We start from the raw sequence: 16,274 nt of genomic DNA on the forward strand, positions 1-16,274 counted from the left end.
ACGGAAGGCCGGGCGCGCGCGACTGCAATGGCAAGGAAGGGGGTCGGCCGGGGCCGACGCCGGGGCTATTCGCGCCGACGGCCCATGAAGATCGCGGCGACCGGCCGCGGCGCGGTCGCCCGGAACATCGCAAGCGGATGAGCACTGGCGACCAGCGTGGCCAGCGCCTGCACCGGCCGGGTCGCGGCGCGCGCGACGGCGGCCTGCTTGGCGGCCGCCACGATGCTGCATTCGGCCACGACGCCCCGCGCCTCCTGCCCACGCGCGCTCGCGCCCACGCCGGTCAGCGCGGACAAAAGGGCGGAAAGGAGCAGAAGCAGGTTCATGCGAGGCTTGTCTTAGGCAGATACGCGCGGCGCGTCCATCCGTTGCATGGTCCGGCAAGCCTCGACAGTCATCGCACGTCCGTCGGCAGGCGCGGCAGCTCCCAGCGGACATTGAAACCGCGATAGATGCCGCGCACCGCCTGCCCCTTGTCATCGCGGGCGGGTTGAAACCGGACATGGCCCACGACCATGGCGCAGGTCGCTTTGTCGAGGACCGCATGACCGCTGCTTTCCATGACCGCGCATCGGGTCGGGCGCCCGTCCGGATCGACCAGGACCGCAAGGCTCGAACGCCCCTCCCACCCCTGACGCATCGCCTCATCGGGATAGGAATCAGGCCCGAAAGCGGCGGCCGGATTGCCCAGGATGCGCGGCGGGACGGCCGGAACCGGAAGATCGTGGGGCAAGCTCCCCAGACCGCCTTCCCGGCTGCGTTCATAAGCCCATTCGATCGAGAACGACGTCAGGACGAACAACAATATGGCAAGCACGCCGACCAGCGCCAGCACGCCATTTCGGAGCCCGCGCCCTGCACCCCACATATCGTCCCGTCCCCCGATCCCGACGATCGCCATCAAAGCCGCCGCCCCGGTCCGGGTCAAGCCGATGGAAGCGCTTGCCCCTGCCCCCCGCTCGGTTATGTAGCTGGCCCCCATGAGCACCGCCACCTCGCCCCTCGCCCAGCCCTTCCCCGCCCTGCCCGCGATCGACGGCGTGACGCTGCGCGTCGCCCGCGCGCGGTACAAGAATTGGGACCGTTGCGACCTGACCTTCGTGACGCTGCCCGAGGGGACCAGTGTGGCGGGCGTGCTGACCACCAGCAAATGCCCCAGCCCGGAGGTCGAATGGTGCCGCAAGGCGCTGGTGCTGGGCCAGGCCCGCGCGCTGGTCGTCAATGCGGGCAATTCCAACGCCTTTACCGGCCATCGGGGCCGTGCCGCCGTCGAGGCGATCGCCGCGCGCACCGCCGCCGCGATGGACTGCCAGCCCTCGGACGTGTTCGTCGCCTCGACCGGCGTGATCGGCGTGCCGCTGCCCGTCGACAAGGCCGAGGCGGGCCTGGACGCCGCCTTCACCGCTGCGCCCTGCGGGTGGGAGGATGCCGCCGCCACGATCATGACCACCGACACCTTCGCCAAGGGCGCGACGACCACCGCCATGGTAGATGGACGCACGGTGACGCTGGCCGGGATCATCAAGGGCTCGGGCATGATCGCGCCCGACATGGCGACGATGCTGGGCTTCATCTTCACCGACGCCGCGGTCGAACCCGAATTCCTGCAACGTGCGCTAAACGCCGCCAATGGCCGCAGCTTTTCGTGCATCACGGTCGATGGGGACACCTCGACCAGCGATACGGTGCTGGCCTTCGCCACGGGCAAGGCGGGCAATGCCCCGCTGGCCGATGACGACAGCGATGGCGCGGATGCCTTCCGCGCGGCGCTGGCCGATCTATGCCACCGGCTCGCGCTGCTGGTCGTGCGCGACGGCGAGGGTGCAAGCAAGCTGATCGAAATCCGGGTCGAGGGCGCCGAAAGCGACCGTTCGGCGCACCGTATCGCGATGTCGATCGCCAACTCGCCGCTGGTGAAGACCGCGATCGCGGGCGAGGACGCCAATTGGGGCCGCGTCGTCATGGCGGTCGGCAAGGCGGGCGAACCCGCCGAGCGCGACAAGCTGTCGATCCGCTTCGGCGAGACTTTGGTCGCGCGCGAGGGCCTGGCGGTCGAGGGCTATGACGAGGCCCCGGTCGCCGCGCATCTGAAGGGACAGGAGATCGCGGTCGGCGTCGACCTGGGCCTGGGCGACGGCGCGGCGACGGTCTGGACCTGCGATCTGACGCACGGCTATATCTCGATCAACGCCGATTATCGGAGCTGACGCCCATGCTGACCATCTGGGGCCGGATCAACTCGCACAACGTCAAGAAGGTGGTCTGGCTGGCCGAGGAAATGGCGCTGGCCTATGATCGGCGCGATGTCGGCGGGCCGTTCGGGATGGATCAGGCGTATCGGACGCTCAATCCCAACGCGCTGATCCCGACGATCGAGGATGACGGCTTCGTCCTGTGGGAGTCGAACAGCATCCTGCGCTATCTGGCGGCCAACCATGGCGGCGAGGCTTTCTATCCGGTCGATCCGCAAGCGCGAGCCTCGGTCGAGCGGTGGATGGACTGGGGCTTCACCTGGGCGGATGCGATCCGGCCGATCTTCTTCCAGATGGTGCGCACCGCCCCGGAGGCGCGCGACATGGCGCTGATCGAACGAAGCGTGGCGCGGGCGGCGGGGCTGTCGGCGATCCTCGACGATGTGCTGGGGCGGCAGGAATGGCTGTCGGGGGCGACGTTCGGCATCGGGGATATTCCCTTCGCGGCCTATGCGAATACGTGGTTCCAGCTGTCGGTGGAGCGGCCTACGCGACCCAATCTGGAGCGCTGGTATGCGGCGTTGCAGGACCGCGCGCCGTTTCGCGATGTGGTGATGATCCCGCTGAGTTGATCGGCGGCGGGCGGTGGTCTCGGTGAGACCCCATGCCCTCCCCCATCCCCTCCCGTTTACGGGAGGGGAGTGCCTTTTCGAGCAGCGCCGGACATAAAAAAAGCCCCCCGCAGGCGGAGGGGTTTGGGGAGGAGAAGGCCGCGAGCTTCGGTCTCGGTGAGACCTCCCGCCCTCCCTCATCCCCTCCCGCTTGCGGGAGGGGCGTGCCTTTTCGAGCAGCGCCGGACAAAAAAAGCCCCTCCCGCAGGCGGGAGGGGTTTGGGGAGGGCATGGGGCCTCGCAGAGACCGTCCCATGCCCGTTCAGTGGGCTATGGATTGCTTACAGCGCGCCTTCCAGCCAGGCCTTGATCCGGCCCTTGGGCTCGGCGCCGACCTTGGTCGCGGCGGCCGCACCGCCCTTGAACAGGATCATCGTCGGAATACCGCGCACGCCGTAACGGCCGGGTGCGTCGGGATTGTCGTCGATGTTCAGCTTGGCGATCGTCACCTGCTCGCCCAGTTCCTCGGACAGTTCCTCCAGCGACGGGCCGATCATCTTGCACGGTCCGCACCATTCGGCCCAGAAATCGACCAGCACCGGCTTGTCGGAGTTCAGGACGTCCGCCTCGAAGCTGGCGTCGGTGATCTGCTTGGTTGCCATGTTCACTACACTCCTTGAATTGTCACCCATCTAGGGCGCGGGCCTCGGTCGCTCAACCACCGAGCGGCAAGCTTTGCTCCCGGTCGCGATAGCCGGGCTTGTGCGCGGCGAGCAGCGCGTCGGGCACCGGGACGAGCCGGGGGCCCGCCGTATAGAGCAGCGCCACCGACACCCGCTTGCCGGGAAAGATCACTTCCAGCGCGGCGGCATAGCCCGCCATCTGCGCCAGATGGAACACCGGCACGTCGTCGATGCCCCCCGGCGCGCGCCGCCCGGTCTTATAGTCGATCAGCCGGACCTCGTCGCCGCCGATCAGCAGCCGGTCGACGCGTCCCGACACGACCAGGCCATTGGGCAGCGTCGCCGCGATCGGTGCCTCCGCCAGCGATCCCGGCCCGAACAGCGGCGCATAGGCCGGATCGTCCAGGATCGCGAACACCGCCTGCGTCACATCGGCGCGCAGGCCCGCATCCTCGACCCCGGCGGCCTGCGCGAGCCAGCGCTCCGCCGCGCCGCGCCGCGCATCCGGCGCGACCGGGGGCAGGCGTTCGAGCAGACAGTGGATCAGCCGCCCCCGCTCCGCCGCCGCGCGCATCGCGGGGGTGGGGGGCGGATCGGCCACCATATCCTCGCCCAGTTGCGACGGCGCGAGCGGGCGCGGCGGGCGCGACTCCTGCGGCGCGGGCCGGTGGACCCAGTCGGGCAGCGGGACATCCTCTCGCCGGGCCGCGACGACCGCACCGGGGCGCGGCGCGACCGGCTCCTGCGGCCTGCACCCCAGGAAGATGCGCGATTGGCCGTCGCCCGGCTCGACCTCCGGCACGCCCAGCGCGGTCATGGCGCGGGCACAGGTCGCGTACCAGCTGTGCATCGGCGGCACGCCCGCCGCGCGCTTGCCCAGCGCGCCCGCCACCACCAGCTGCTCCTCCGCCCGCGTCGCCGCGACGTAGAACAGCCGCCAATGCTCGGCCAGTTCGCGCGCGGCGATCTCGGCGGCTACCGCGTCGAGCGGCCCGCCGCGTTCCTCGGCGCGCGGCGGAAAGACGGGGATAGGCTGCGCCCCCGGTTCGGGCGTCCAGCGCAGGATCGAACGCGGGCTCGCGGTCGGGTCGGCGGTGGCATCGGCCAGGATGACCAGCGGCGCCTGCAACCCCTTGGACCCATGCGCGGTCATCACCCGCACCGCGTCCAGCGGCGCGGAGGGGTCGCGCACGATCTCGACATCGCCCCGGTCGAACCAGTCGAGGAAGCGTTGCAGCGAGGGCGTCGTCGTACTCTCGAAGGTCAGCGCGGCGCCCAGCAACTCCTCGATCGGATCGCGCGCCTCGGTCCCCAACCGGCGGATCAGCTTGCGCCGGCCGTCGAGTGGCCCCGACAGCAATTCCTCGAGGAACTGATAGGGCGTCGACACGTCCGCCCGCGCCAGCATCTGGCGAAGTGGCGCGAGGTCCTCGGCGGGCAGCGTCCGGGTCAGATGCGCCCATAGCGCGCCGCGCGCCCGGTGCCCCGCCGCCATCAGCCGCTCCTGCGACCAGCCGATTAGCGGCGACACCAGCAGCGCGGCCAGCGACAGATCGTCCTCGGGCTGCAACACGAAGCGCACCGCCGCCAGCAGGTCCTGCACCGCCAGCGGCGCGTTCAGCCGCAGCCGGTCGACGCCCGCCACCGGCACCCCCTCGGCATAGAGGCGCGCGACGATCAGCGAGGCGAGGTCGCCGCGCCGCTTGACCAGGATCATGATGTCCTGCGGCTCGAGGCGGCGGCCCTTGCTCTCCAGCATCACGCCATCGTCCAGCCAGCCGCGCACGGCGCGCGCGATGTCGGTGGCGACCTTGCGCACCGCATCGTCGATCCAGCCTTCCTCGTCCTCGTCGCTGCCCCCCGCCGCGACCGGCGGCCACAGGGTGATGCGACCGGGGCCCTTCACCTCGCTGGCGTGGCGCTCCACCGCATGCCCCATGCCCATGCCGGGTTCGCCCAGCGCCTCGATCGCCGCATCGACGAACTCCAGGATCGGCGTGGTCGAGCGGAAGCTGTGGGTCAGCGACAGCTGGTTGAACGGCAGGCCGCGTTCGTCCTCGGGCCAGTCGTCATCGCCCGCCACCTCGTCCGCACGGCGCGAGAAATGCAGCTCGGCCGCCTGGAAGTTGATCGGGTCGGTCCCCTGGAAACCGAAGATCGCCTGTTTATGGTCGCCGACGGTGAACAGCGTCCGGGTCGAGGGCGCATAAAGGCCACGCCCGACGAAGAACTCGTCGGCCAGCGCACGAACGATCCGCCACTGGTGCGCATTGGTATCCTGCGCCTCGTCGATCAGGACATGCTCGGTCACTTGGTCGAGCTTGTAGCGGACCCATTCGCCGATGCCCGGCCGCTCTAGCAGATCGACGGTGGTGCGGATCAGGTCGTCGAAATCGACCGCCCCGATCGCGCGCTTGGACAATGTATAGGCCCGCGCATAGTCGCGCCCCACGGTCAGCGCATCGGCGAGCAGGTCGGCATGACGCGCGCGGGCGGCGAGGCCCAGCAGGTGACGGCACGCCTCGCCCAGTTCGCGTGCCATATCCTCATAATCGGGATCGGCATCGGTCAGCTTCTTGGAGGCCTTGCGCGGCTCGCCCTTGGCGGTGAAGACCGTGCCCATCAGTTCCTCGAGCAGCGCGACCCGCCCCGCCCGATCGCTGCCGATCCAGCGCTCCATCGCCGCCGCCGCCTTCTCGCCGGTCGCGGTGCCCCAGGCGCGGTTCGCGCCCGCCAGCCGGATGACGGCATCCTCGTCGATATCCTCGACGCCGTCCGCGATAGCCTCGTCGATATCGCCCGAAGGCAGGTCGAGCGCACGGCGCAGCCAGGGCTGGATGCCGGTGGGCAGCGCCTCCAGCGCACCGGGCGCGCGGGCGCAGGCCGCCAGGAACGCCTCCGCCCCGCCCTCGCCCAGCCGCAGCGACAACGCGCCGACCGTCTCGACCGGGCCGACCCGGCCTTCGCGCTCGGCGGTCTCCAGCATCCGCGCCAGCGCCTCGCGCGCCAGCACAGCCTCCTCGCGCGCCTCCAGCGGGCGGAAACCGGGGGCGAGGCCCGCCTCGACCGGAAAGGCCGCCAGCAGCCCCTGGCAAAAGCCGTGGATGGTCTGGATACGCAGACCGCCGCCCGGCGCGTCGAGCACGCGCGCGAACAGCGTCCGCGCCCGCTCGCGCAGGTCGGGGGTCGCGGTCTCGCCCAGCGCCTTCAGATCGGCGAACAGCTCGGTCTCGGGCATCCGCACCCAGGCGGCGAGGCGGCCGTTGATCCGCTGCGCCATCTCGGCCGCGCCCGCCTTGGTGAAGGTCAGGCACAGGATCGCCTCGGGTGCGACGCCGCGCAGCAACAGGCGGAACACGCGCGCGGCCAGCACCTGAGTCTTGCCGGTGCCGGCCGAGGCGGACAGCCAGACATGCGCGGCGGGGTCGCTGGCGGCGGCCTGATCGCCCTTCAGCGGGGGCAGGTTCGCCATGGGGCGGGCGCTCATGCGGCATGCTCCGGGCAGCGGGAGTCCCGTGCGCTTCGACTTCGCTCAGCGTGAACGGAGGTAGGAGCCAAGCCCCCGCTCCGTTCAGCCTGAGCGAAGTCGAAGGCCACGCCATTACGTGCGAACACAGCCCAGGATTTACCGATCACGGCCATACCATTCATCCCGCCGCATCAGCTGGTCATACTCCGCATAAGGCGCATATTCGGGCACCAGCTTGGCGGTGAACGGCGCGTCCCCGGTCAGCCATTGCCCGGCCGCCTCGGCGAAATTCGACGCCGCGATGGCGACGAACTCGTCGGTGCGGATCCGCTCGCGCTTGCCGTCGGGGTCGACCGGGGTGGCGATATAGCCCAGCCCCTCGCGTCCGCGCCCCAGCGACCAATATTCGAAACCGCCCGCCTTGCCCGACACGCCCTCGAACCCGCCACGCTCGGCGATCAGGCCCAGCAGCCCGAGTTGCAGGCTGAACCCCTCGCGCACCGCCGTGGTGGAGGGCGGCTTGCCGGTCTTATAGTCGATCACCACCAGCGCGCCGTCCGCCGCCTTGTCGATCCGGTCGAACCGTCCGGTCAGGGTGACGCCCGCCAGTTTGGCCTCGCCCTTGCCTTCCGCGCTCAGGACATGGCGGCCCTCGGCGGCCTTGGCGGCGACCTCGGCGGCGATCCAGTCGATCGCCTCGATCAGGCGCGGCTGCCACAGCGCGCGCATCATCGGATGGGTCCGCTGGTCGCGCAGCATCGCCAGCGCACGCGGGCGGAGCGCCGAGACGTCGCAACGGTCCTCCTTCCACCACATCTCCAGGATGTCGTGGACGGCGGTGCCGCGCCACGCCGCGCTGGGATCGGCATCGACCGGGTCGAGCGGCGACAGGCGGAGCACCCGGCGCGCGTAGAAGGCGTAAGGATCGGCCTTCAGCCGGTCGACCTCGGTCACCGAAATGGTCGTGGGGCGCAGTGCGGCGGGCGGCCTGGGTGCGGGGCGATCCGCGGGGGTATAGTCGTCGGGCCGGTCGAGCCGTTCCGCCCAGCGCGCGAGGGTCGGATGCGCCTCGAACCGGTCGCCCGCCATCGCCTGGAGCCGCAGCCAGAAACGCGAGGCGAGCGTCGGCCCGCTGGCGTCGCGGCGCGCGCGGGTCAGGATCGCGCGCGGCGCGCCCATCGCTTGCGCCAGGTCATGCGCGGCGATGCCGATCCGCTGCTCCAGGCCCACCAGCCCCAGCAGCGAACGGATGCGCGGCGCCAGCCACGGATCGGGCGCGGGGCGGCCCGGCCAGACGCCTTCGTTCAGCCCACCCGCGATCATCAGATCGGCGGTCTGGAGGCGCGCCTCGATCGGGCCATAGATGGCGAGGCGCGGATGCTGCCCCTCGCGGGGGATGGCGCGCACCGCGATCTCGTCGAACAGGCTGCGCAGCAGGCCCGGCAGTTCGGCGGGATCGACGCGCGCGGGGCCATGATCAGCCTGTTCCTCATAGCCCGCCAGGAATTCGGCCGCCGCACGCCCCGCCGGTCCGGTCCACAGCGCGTCGCCGCACAGGCTCTGCCCGCATTCGCGCAGACAGGCGAGCAGGGTGCGCAGGCCCTGCGGCCCGTCGCCAAAGGTCCGCCCGACCGCCTCCAGCATCGGCGCGGCCTGGCTCCAGAAGGTGGCGGCGGTCGGCTTGTCGGCGACATGCGCGGCGATCCCGTCCAGCCCCGGCGCCGGACGCGGCCCCCGGAGCGCCCGGTCGAGCGCACGCACGCCGTCCAGCCACGCCACCCGGTCCATCTCGCCACGGATCAGCGGATGCTTGAGCAGCGCCAGCAGCGGCAAGGGCGCGAAATGCTGCGCCGCCGCCTCGGCAAGCTGGAGCAGGAACGTCCCCGGCAGCAGGATCGACAAGGGCCGCCCCGCCGTATCGTCGATCAGGATGTTCCACCGCCGACAATGCGCCGCCACCCGCCGCGCCAGCGCGCGATCGGGGGTGACGAGCGCCGCCGTGCGGCCAGGCTCCTCGATCGCCTCGCGCAGCGCCAGTGCGATCGCCTGGGCTTCCTCGGCGGGGGTGGCGAGCTCGATGGTCGACACGCCCGACAGCCGCCGATCCTCGGCGGGCATCTCGGTCCACTTGCCGGTAAAGTCCGCCGGGGCCATGGCATTGGCGATGGCGCGGCCGCGCACCGGCCCCGCGTCATAATCGCCGCCGCCGCGCCACACCGTCACCTCGCCCCGCCCGACGCTCATCCGGTCGAGCAGCAGCTTCAGCGCATATTGCGGATGCGTCTCGATCGATCGCCGGGTGCGGCCGGTATCGGGGTCGGGCTTGTGGGGGCCGAGCGCATCCCATTCCTCGTCGGGCATGATCAGGTCCAGCCCGGCGAACACCACCGATCCCCCCGGCATCTCCGACACGCAGCGCAGCAGCCGCGCGACCGCAGGGGCGGTATCGGTGACGCCCGCCGCACAGACGAACCCGGCGGGCTGCGCCTGAGCCCAGCGCTTCGCGGTCCGGTCGAGCAACAGGGTGCGCCGCTTCGCCGCATCGATCCGCCCCATCTTCGCCAGCACCGCAGGCCAGCGGTCGAGCACCACCGAGAAGGTCGCCAGCGCCGATTGCCAATGCTCGGTCAGTTCGGGACCCAGGTCGAGCGCGGCGAGTTCGGCCGGGTCGACCTCCTCGACCAGCATCTGATCCAGCGTGCGCGCCAGATCGCCCGCCAGCCGCACCGCCTCGGCCGCCGTGACCGGCTGACCGGCGCGCTGGCGTTCCTGCTCGACCAGCCGGGCCAGGATCATCCGGCGCGCGGAGGGCGCGATGGCGGGCGGCGGCGGCGCCTCGGCATCCGCCGGATCGAGCGCGGAGCCCGCCGCCTCGCCCAGTTCGGGATCGCCCAGCGCCACCATGCGCGGCAGGATCAGGCCGCCGCCGCTGGCGCGCACGAACGCCTCGGTCACCGCGCGGACGCCGCGATTGGTCGGCAGCAGGATCATGCCCTGCGCCAGCGTCAGCGGATCGCCCCCCGTCCGGCGCATCAGCCCGGCGACCAGCGCATCGGCGAACCCGCGATGCGCCGGGATCGTGTGCAGCCTCGGGCGGCGCGGCTCAGCCATCCGCGAGGATCAGTTCCGTCTGCGGAATGGCGCGCGGCGTGCCGACATCGAACCACAGCCCCTGATGCACCTGGCCATAGGCGCGCCCGGCCGCGATCGCGCGGTCCCAGAACAGGTTGGTCGAAAAGGCCCCCTCGGGCGCATCGGCGATGATCCGGGGATGCAGGATCTGGAGCCCGGTATAGGAGAAGGGCGCCACCCGGCCGGGCCTGCGCCGCCCGGTGATCCGGCCATCGGCCCCCAGATGGAAATCCCCCTGCCCCTGATGATTGTGCGCGCGCGCCAGCGGCACCATCAGCAGCAGCGCATCCATCGCGGCCTCGTTCCAGCGCGATGCCAGCAGACGGATCGCGTCGACCGGCCCGTCGACCCACAGATTGTCGCTGTTGACCACCAGCACCGGCGCGTCGCCCAGCAGCGGCCGCGCCTTGACCAACCCGCCACCGGTTTCCAGCAACTGGTCGCGCTCGTCCGAGATGACGATCTCGATCTCCGGGAACCGGTCGCGCAGATGCGCCTCCAACTGGTCCGCCAGGTAATGGACATTGACCACCGCCCGCTCGACGCCCGCTGCGACCAGCCGGTCAAAGACGTGATCGATCAGCGGCTTGCCCGCCACCGATACCAAGGGCTTGGGCCGGGTTGCGGTCAGAGGCCGCATCCGCTTGCCGATCCCCGCCGCCATCACCATCGCGGTGCGCGGCACGAGGCCCGCCGGGGTGGGCCGAATGGAAAGCTGTCGGGTCATTCGCCGTCGCCCCGCGATGCAAGGACATGGGGATCGCCGCGCAACTCGGGCGGCACATTGTCGTCGAACCAGGCCGCGACCGGCGCCAGCACCGGCTGCGACAGGTCGCGTTCCAGATAGGCCCAGACGCGCGGGCAGAGCGCGGCGTAACGCGGCTTGCCGTCACGCTTCCACAACCGGGTGAAGATACCCAGGATCTTCGCGTTCCGCTGCGCGCCCAGCACATGATAGGCGTTCAGGAACGCATCCCCCTCGCCCGTCGCGCCCAGATAGCGTTCCAGCATCGCCTGCTCGATCGACGGCTCGACATCGCGCCGCGCGTCCTGAAGCAGCGAGACGAGGTCATAGGCGGCATGGCCCGCCAGCGCGTCCTGAAAGTCGAGCAGCCCCAGCGTCCGCATCGGGCCGACCAGCATCAGATTTTCGACATGATAGTCGCGCAGCACCGTGACGGGATTGTCGGCGATGGCATGGGCGAACACCCGGTCCCAGGCAGCGCGATAGCCCTCGACATCGACATCCAGGCCGACGGTGGGCGTGTACCATTCGGGGAACAGCGCCGCCTCGCGGTGAAGGACGGCGGCGTCATAGGGAGCCAGCCCCTCGGGCGCATGGCCACGCAGCGCCGCGAGCAGGTCGACCGCATCGCTATAGAGCTTCGCCGTCGCGTCGGGATCGGCCTCGATCGCCTCGCGCATCCGGTCGTCGCCGAAATCCTCGATCAGGACCAGCCCGCGCACCTCGTCCGCGCCCAGGATCGCGGGCGCGGCAAAGCCCCGGCCGACCAGCCAGCGCGCGATCGCGATGAAGGGGCGCGGGTCCTCATGCGGCGGCGGCGCGTCCATCAGGACGGCGCTGTGGGGCCCGCGCGTCACGCGGAAATAACGGCGGAACGAGGCGTCACCGGCGAGCGGCGCGATCACCGCCCCCTCCCATCCGACGCTTGCAAGAAAGGCGGCGGCGTCCGCCGGCGGGGTCATATCGGCCATCGCGCTTCCCAGCCCGAGGGGACCCTGGCTGTCAAGACACGTCCGCCATCCGGATCCATCTCCAGCGTCAGCGCCAGCGCCTGCGGCCAGGCGCCCTCGCCCGCCCGGTCGGGCCATTCGACGACCAGCGCGGAGTCCCACAACGCCTCGTCCAGCCCCAGCTCCTCCAGCTGTTCCGGCCCGTCGAGCCGGTAGAGATCGACATGCAGCACGGGAAAGGCCGTCTCGGGCGGGGCATAGGGTTGGACGATGGCGAAGCTCGGGCTCGGCGCCTCGCCGGGCAGGCCGAGCGCCGCCAGCAGCCCGCGCGCCAGGCTGGTCTTGCCCGCGCCCAACGTGCCGGTCAGCGTCACCACGTCGCCGGGGCGGAGATGCGCGGCCAGGCGGCGGCCGAAATCCTCGGTGGCGGCGGCATCGGCCAGCCGGATCGTCATGGCTTTTCCTTTGCGGTCGGGGTCTTGTCGGCCACCCTTCGCGGCAGTTCCACCGTGACCAGCGTCCCCTGCCCCGGTTCGGACAATAGGCTGATGGTGCCGCCATGCGCCTCGACGAACTGCTTGGCGAGCGGCAGGCCCAGCCCCAGCGCGCGCTCGCCGGTGGCCTTGATCCCCGGCTCGGCGAAGCGGTCAAAGGCGTGGGCGACCGACTGTTCGTCCATGCCCTGGCCGTCGTCGGACACCACGATCCGCGCGCGCGCCGAATCGCCGTCTGCATGGAGCAGGATGCGCCCGCCCTCGGGCGTCTGTTCGACCGCATGGCGCAGCAGATGCTCGATCGTCTCCTGCAGGCGGCGGCGGTCGCCGGTGATCCGGCCGAGCGAGCGGTGGATCTCGACCGCGAAGTCCAGCTTGCGCCGCCCCGCGACCGGACGGATCGTGTCCGCCGCCGCACGCGCGACGCGGCCCAGTTGCACATCCTCGCGCGCGATGTCGGCATCCACCTGATCGCGGGTCAGGTCGAGCACATCGTCGACCAGCAGCCCCAGCCGCTCGGTCGATTCGAGGATCGCCTCGATATAGCTGATCGCGGTATCGGGCAGCGGCCCGGCAAAGCCGCCATGCAGCATCTCGGCAAAACCGCTGATCGAGGTCAGCGGCGTGCGCAGCTCATAGCTCATATTGGCGACGAAGGCGGTCTTGACCTTGTCCGCCGCCTCCAGCGCATCGGCCCGGTCGCGCGCGGCCTGTTCGGCACGCCGGCTGTCGGTGATGTCGAGCAGCGTGAACAGCGCGTTGCCGTCGGGCAGCGGCACGCCCGCAAATTCGAAATGCCGCCCGTCGGCAAAGGCGACGCGCCCGCTGCGCTGCTGCCGCTCCAGCGTCGCGGACCGGACCAGCTCGACGATCAGCTCAGACCGGCTGGGGGTCGCCAGCCGCCCGGCGACCCGGTCGACAAAGGCATCGACACGCGGATGGCTGGACAGGAATTCCTCCTCCAGCCCCCAGAGCGCGCGGAAGCGGTTGTTCCACAGCTGCAACCGGCCATCGGCGGCGAAGACGCCCAGCGCCTCGAACAGATTGTCGAAGGTCGCGGTGCGCACCCGCAACAGCGTGTCGCGCGCCGAGGCCAGCTGCACTTCCTCAGTCCGATCCTCGAAGATCAGCAGCAGGCCCCCATCGGGTAGCGGCTGGGCGACGACGCGCAAATGGGTGCCGCCGGGCAGATGCCATTGCTCCTCAATGCCGCCCCCCGCCTGGCGGAACCAGGCGGCGCGCTCGGCCTTCCAGCCGGGAAAGTCGCGCACCTCGGGACTGCGACTGGCCTCGCGCATCCGTTCCAGGACGCGGTCGAATTCGGGATGGTCGGCCAGCCATTCGGCGCGCATCGCGAACATCCGGCGGAACGGCTGGTTGCAGAAGACGAGGCCCCGGTCGGGCCCGAAATGCGCGACCGCCGCCGACAGCCGGTCGAGCATCGCGCGCTGCGCCTCGGCGAAGCGCTTGGCGCCCGCGCGCGACTGTTCCAGATCCTCGATATCGACCGCGAAGCCCGCAATGCCGCCGGTTGGCAACGGCACGTCGAAGATGTGCAGCGCGCGCCGCGCCCCGTCGATCGTCGCGGGCAGCACCTGTTCGTGCGGTCGTCCCTGGTCGCGCGCCGCCGCCGCCCCCGCCAGCGGGCCGCCGCGCCCCGATCCCTCGACCAGTTCCAGCCCGCGCCCGACCACGTCGGCGGCATCGCGCCCCTCGACCGCCTCGACATAGGCGGTGTTGACCATCGCCAGCCGCAGGTCGTCGCCGCGATACCACATGGGCAGCGGCGCCGCCTCGATCAGCCCGGTCAGCGCCTGGAAGGCATTGCCCAGCCGCTTGGTCTCGGCATCTAGCCGCGCAATCTCGTCCTGCGCATCGGTCATGTCGAAGACCCAGACGACCACCGCGCCGCCCGCGCCCTGGTCCTGCGGCGCGCGCGCGCCGTCGAACAGCAGCGTCCTGGGCGACCCCTGCGGCCGGATGATCCGACGGAACCGCTTGCCGGTCTTCTGCGCGGCGATCAGGTCGATGCCCAGCGCGGCGCTGTCGTCGGGGTTCAGGCCGCAGACCTCGTCCCCCAGCTCCTCGGGGAAGCGCGCGACGTCGGGCAGGCCCAGCCAGTCGGCCAGGCGCCGGGGCATGTCGATCCGCCCGTCGCTGCGCACCAGCATCGCCTGCGCCGGCCCGGCGCGCAGCAGCGCGTCCAGCCGGTCGCGCTCCAGCCGCACCGCCGAGGCCTCCTTGCGGGCGCGCAGCCCCAGGAACATCAGGACCATGCCCGTGACGATGACGGCGCACGCCGCCGCCCCCAGCAAAGCCGCCTCGACGCTGCTGATCGCGATCATCCGACAAGGTCCGGGGCAAGGCTGCGCATCCCTACTCCTCTAACCCGATCCGCCAGCGATGCGCCAGAATGAAGAAGAGCGCCGCGTGTCCCGCACGAAAAAGGGGGCCGCCCGGCCGGGCAGCCCCCTTTCCCTTCCCATCGGCCGGAGCCGAGCGGGATCAGTAGCGGTAATGATCCGGCTTGAACGGACCCTCGACCGGCACGCCGATATAGGCGGCCTGCTTCTCGCTCAGCTTCGACAGCTGAACGCCCAGCTTTTCGAGGTGGAGCGCGGCGACCTTCTCGTCGAGGTGCTTCGGGAGAACGTACACTTCATTCTTGTAGTTCTCGCCCTTGGTCCAGAGCTCGATCTGGGCGAGCGTCTGGTTGGTGAACGAGGCCGACATCACGAAGGACGGATGGCCGGTCGCGCAGCCCAGGTTCACCAGGCGGCCCTTGGCGAGCACGATGATCTGCTTGCCGTCCGGGAACTCGACCAGGTCGGTGCCGGGCTTCACTTCGGTCCACTTGTAGTTCGACAGCGCCGCGATCTGGATCTCGGAGTCGAAGTGGCCGATGTTGCAGACGATCGACATCGGCTTCATCGCCTTCATGTGATCGGCGGTGATGACGTCGGCATTGCCGGTCGCGGTGACGAAGATGTCGGCGCGCTTCACGGCCTCATCCATGGTCACGACCTCGAAGCCCTCCATCGCCGCCTGCAGCGCGCAGATCGGGTCGATCTCGGTCACGAGCACGCGCGCGCCGCCATTGCGGAGCGACTGGGCCGAGCCCTTGCCCACGTCGCCGAAACCGGCGACCGCGGCGACCTTGCCCGCCAGCATGACGTCGGTGGCGCGACGGATCGCGTCGACCAGCGATTCCTTGCAGCCATAGAGGTTGTCGAACTTCGACTTGGTGACCGAGTCGTTGACGTTGATCGCCGGGAAGGGCAGCTCGCCCTTCTTGGCAATCTCGTACAGGCGGTGAACGCCCGTCGTGGTCTCTTCCGACACGCCCTTCAGGTTCTTGACGGTCTGGGTCAGATAGCCCGGCTTCTTGGCGATGAACGCCTTGACCGAACGCTGGAACTCGACCTCTTCCTCATTCTCGGGCTCGCCGAAGGTCTGGCCGGCTTCCAGCTTGGCGCCCCACAGCGCGAACATGGTCGCGTCGCCGCCATCGTCCAGGATGATGTTGGCGGTGGTGCCGTCACCATTCTTGTCCCAGTCGAAAATGTCGCCGACATAGTCCCAATATTCGGCCAGCGTCTCGCCCTTCACGGCGAAGACGGGGATGCCCGCAGCGGCGATCGCGGCGGCGGCATGGTCCTGGGTCGAGAAGATGTTGCAGGTCGCCCAGCGCACGTCGGCGCCCAGCGCGGTCAGCGTCTCGATCAGCACGGCGGTCTGGATCGTCATGTGCAGCGAGCCGGTGATGCGCGCGCCCTTGAGCGGCTGCGCCGCGCCGAATTCCTCGCGCAGGGCCATCAGGCCGGGCATCTCGGTCTCGGCGATCTTGATCTCGGCGCGGCCGAAATCGGCCAGGCCGATATCCTTGATGACGTAATCGTTCTTGGTGGCAGCAGTCGTGGACACGACGAAACTCCGTGCAAAATGGGGCCGACCAAGACGTGGGAAACGCCGATCGGCACGGCCGACGCCTTAGCGGC

12 protein-coding genes are annotated in these 16,274 nt (G+C 70.4%); 2 read left to right on the forward strand and 10 right to left on the reverse strand.

Annotated features, from left to right (window positions below; genetic code table 11):
* Positions 1–65: 65 nt before the first annotated feature.
* On the reverse strand, positions 66–326 hold the full coding sequence (locus QE363_RS14135) for a hypothetical protein (RefSeq protein WP_309696241.1): 261 nt from the start codon (positions 324–326) through the stop codon (positions 66–68).
* Between the two features lie 68 nt (positions 327–394).
* Positions 395–835 (reverse strand): energy transducer TonB, encoded by a 441-nt coding sequence (locus tag QE363_RS14140; protein ID WP_309696243.1) that lies wholly within the window; start codon positions 833–835, stop codon positions 395–397.
* 145 nt (positions 836–980) lie between these two features.
* Between QE363_RS14140 and argJ the strand changes: the two genes are divergently transcribed.
* Positions 981–2,207 (forward strand): bifunctional glutamate N-acetyltransferase/amino-acid acetyltransferase ArgJ, encoded by a 1,227-nt coding sequence (argJ, locus tag QE363_RS14145; protein WP_309696245.1) that lies wholly within the window; start codon positions 981–983, stop codon positions 2,205–2,207.
* A 5-nt stretch (positions 2,208–2,212) separates the two neighbouring features.
* Positions 2,213–2,824 (forward strand): glutathione S-transferase, encoded by a 612-nt coding sequence (locus QE363_RS14150; protein ID WP_309696247.1) that lies wholly within the window; start codon positions 2,213–2,215, stop codon positions 2,822–2,824.
* 320 nt (positions 2,825–3,144) lie between these two features.
* Here QE363_RS14150 and trxA read toward each other — a convergent pair whose 3' ends face one another.
* The 8 genes from trxA to ahcY all read right to left on the reverse strand — a co-directional run bounded on the left by trxA (position 3,145) and on the right by ahcY (position 16,200).
* Positions 3,145–3,465: a thioredoxin gene (gene trxA / locus QE363_RS14155; protein ID WP_007404159.1), complete on the reverse strand. Its 321-nt coding sequence runs from the start codon at positions 3,463–3,465 to the stop codon at positions 3,145–3,147.
* A gap of 52 nt (positions 3,466–3,517) precedes the next feature.
* Positions 3,518–6,973 (reverse strand): double-strand break repair helicase AddA, encoded by a 3,456-nt coding sequence (gene addA / locus QE363_RS14160; RefSeq protein ID WP_309696252.1) that lies wholly within the window; start codon positions 6,971–6,973, stop codon positions 3,518–3,520.
* 138 nt (positions 6,974–7,111) lie between these two features.
* Complete coding sequence (locus QE363_RS14165; RefSeq protein WP_309696254.1) at positions 7,112–10,066, reverse strand: PD-(D/E)XK nuclease family protein; 2,955 nt, start codon at positions 10,064–10,066, stop codon at positions 7,112–7,114.
* Positions 10,059–10,814: a nucleotidyltransferase family protein gene (locus QE363_RS14170; RefSeq protein WP_309696256.1), complete on the reverse strand. Its 756-nt coding sequence runs from the start codon at positions 10,812–10,814 to the stop codon at positions 10,059–10,061. Before QE363_RS14170 ends, QE363_RS14165 begins: the two co-directional genes overlap by 8 nt.
* Positions 10,811–11,794 (reverse strand): phosphotransferase, encoded by a 984-nt coding sequence (locus QE363_RS14175; RefSeq protein ID WP_309698206.1) that lies wholly within the window; start codon positions 11,792–11,794, stop codon positions 10,811–10,813. Before QE363_RS14175 ends, QE363_RS14170 begins: the two co-directional genes overlap by 4 nt.
* Positions 11,791–12,237 (reverse strand): tRNA (adenosine(37)-N6)-threonylcarbamoyltransferase complex ATPase subunit type 1 TsaE, encoded by a 447-nt coding sequence (gene tsaE / locus QE363_RS14180; RefSeq protein ID WP_309696259.1) that lies wholly within the window; start codon positions 12,235–12,237, stop codon positions 11,791–11,793. The genes QE363_RS14175 and tsaE overlap by 4 nt, the downstream gene beginning before the upstream one ends.
* Entirely contained in the window at positions 12,234–14,621 is a 2,388-nt protein-coding gene (locus QE363_RS14185) for a PAS-domain containing protein (protein ID WP_309696261.1), read from the reverse strand. Before QE363_RS14185 ends, tsaE begins: the two co-directional genes overlap by 4 nt.
* A gap of 160 nt (positions 14,622–14,781) precedes the next feature.
* Entirely contained in the window at positions 14,782–16,200 is a 1,419-nt protein-coding gene (gene ahcY / locus QE363_RS14190; protein WP_307099625.1) for an adenosylhomocysteinase, read from the reverse strand.
* Between the last annotated feature and the right edge of the window lie 74 nt (positions 16,201–16,274).

The sequence above is a fragment of the Sphingomonas sp. SORGH_AS_0870 genome (assembly GCF_031453175.1).
Lineage (GTDB): Bacteria > Pseudomonadota > Alphaproteobacteria > Sphingomonadales > Sphingomonadaceae > Sphingomonas.